The organism is Kocuria salina (assembly GCF_013368965.1).
GTDB lineage: Bacteria > Actinomycetota > Actinomycetes > Actinomycetales > Micrococcaceae > Kocuria > Kocuria rosea.
This window is the reverse complement of sequence record NZ_SSSF01000042.1, coordinates 1-1443: the sequence shown is the minus strand read 5'-3', so window position 1 is coordinate 1443 and position 1443 is coordinate 1. Positions and strand designations below refer to the sequence as shown.

The 1443-nt window shown below is 70.5% G+C and carries 1 protein-coding gene; it reads right to left on the bottom strand.

Annotated elements, in window-relative coordinates; translation table 11 throughout:
- Positions 1 to 6: 6 nt before the first annotated feature.
- Positions 7 to 1332 (bottom strand): ISL3 family transposase, encoded by a 1326-nt coding sequence (locus tag E7Z53_RS19830; RefSeq protein ID WP_440941492.1) that lies wholly within the window; start codon positions 1330 to 1332, stop codon positions 7 to 9.
- Positions 1333 to 1443: the final 111 nt, after the last annotated feature.

The window sequence follows — 1443 nt, the reverse complement described above, 5'->3', positions numbered from 1 at the left end:
GGCCCTTCACAGATGAGCATGGGTAGGAGCCTTTCGCCAGGGCCGGTGGCCACCGGCGGCGAGCAGGGCACGTAGCCGGTAGTTGTCGAAGTTCCGGAAGCCGCGGGCGACTCGGCGCATCGTTTCGATGACGCCGTTGATCGCCTCCGTGGGGCCGTTCGAGGCGCCGGCGGTGTCGAAGTAGGCCAGGATCGCGGCCCTCCAGCGGCGCAGGGTCCGCCCGAGCCGGGCGATCTCCGGGATCGGGCAGGTGGGGAACGCAGCGAGGATCTCGGCAACGAGCCGGCGCCCTTGCTCGGGGCGGGCGTGGTAGACGGCGCGCAACTTCTGGTAGCAGTGCCAGGCGAGGGTGACTTCATGGCGCGGGTCCCCGGCCGCCAGCTTCGCGTTCAGGCGGGTGATCTGCTTGGGCGTGAGGTGCTCGGCGCCGATCTGCAAGGTCCGGCGGATGCCGTAGAGCGGGTCTCCGGCCCTCCCACGGTGGCCCAGGGTGTCCTGCTGCACCCTGCGGCGGACGTCGCCGACGACTTGGCCGCCGAGCTTGACGACGTGGAAGGCGTCGAGCACCGTGATGGCCTCGGGGAGCTCGTCGCGGATGGCGTTGGCGTAGCCGTGGAACGGGTCCAGGGTCGCGGTGCGGATCCCGCTCGTGAAGGTCGGCCCTTGTTCGGTGAGCCAGTCGCTGTAGGCGGCCCCGGTGCGGCCCTTCACCAGGTCCAGCAGCCGGGCTCGGGGTCGGCCGTCCTCACCGCGGGAGTGGTCCACGATGCCGGTGACCAGCCCGGTCCCGGGCGGACCGACGTGGCGCCAGACGTGCTCGTCGACCCCGAGAGCGTCCACCCCGGCCAGCCGATCCTCCGCGGCCAACTGGTCCTCGATGACCGGGGCGACGGCGTCCCAGACGGTGTTCCAGGCAACCCCGAGCATCTCGGCCAGCGCCGAAACCGCGATGTCGTGGGAACGCAGCTGGCCCACCGCCCAGGCGATCGCGCGGGTGGTGAGCTTGCCCCGCGGCGCGGCCAGCTCATGGACCTCGCTGAACGTCGTGACCTCACAGGCATCCTCCCGGCAGCGGTAGATCCGCTTGCGCCAACGAACCCGCACCGGCACCCCAGCACAGGGCAGGTCGTGGAGCAGGACCTGCCGCCGGCCATGACCGGAGGCGAGCACACCGCAGGACGGACACCCCACCAGCGCCGGCACTGTCTCCACGGCCAGGGTGAACGAGCGCGGACCACGCTCGACGGCGAGCACGTGGACATCGGACAGGTCGAAGAGCGCGCACGCGGGCGCGCAGATAGCATGAGACACGTCGAGGCCTTCATGGATCAGGTTGCTTGGTCGCTACCCATCCTGGAGGCCTCGACCTCTACCCAGCCCTCACAACACACCCCTCGAGAAGCCCGCGCGCACCCCACTACCCATGCTCATCTGTGAAGGGCC